Source organism: Pseudomonas sp. PS02288, from assembly GCF_029959715.1.
Taxonomy (GTDB): Bacteria; Pseudomonadota; Gammaproteobacteria; order Pseudomonadales; family Pseudomonadaceae; genus Pseudomonas_O; species Pseudomonas_O kuykendallii.
Map to the genome: position 1 here is coordinate 1 of NZ_JASCPA010000136.1, position 315 is coordinate 315.

Sequence of the window (315 nt, forward strand, 5' to 3'; positions counted from 1 at the left end):
AAACCGCGCTGCCGGCCGGGCGTATCCAGGGCGAGCGTGGCCGCACCAGCGGGCAGATGCGCCTGTTCGCCCAGGTGCTGCGGCGTGGCGATTTCTACGGCGCACGCATCGACCGCGCGCTGCCGGATCGCCAGCCGATGCCGCGCCCGGACCTGCGCCAGTACCGCATCGGCCTCGGCCCGGTCGCAGTGTTCGGCGCCTCGAACTTCCCGCTGGCGTTTTCCACCGCCGGTGGCGACACCGCCGCCGCGCTGGCCGCCGGTTGCCCGGTGGTGTTCAAGGCCCACAGCGGGCACATGGCGACGGCCGAGTTCG

The 315-nt window shown here is 73.7% G+C and carries 1 pseudogene; it reads left to right on the forward strand.

The features are described from left to right. A pseudogene (locus tag QMX85_RS23500) lies at nucleotides 1–315 on the forward strand (aldehyde dehydrogenase (NADP(+))); the annotation flags it as partial.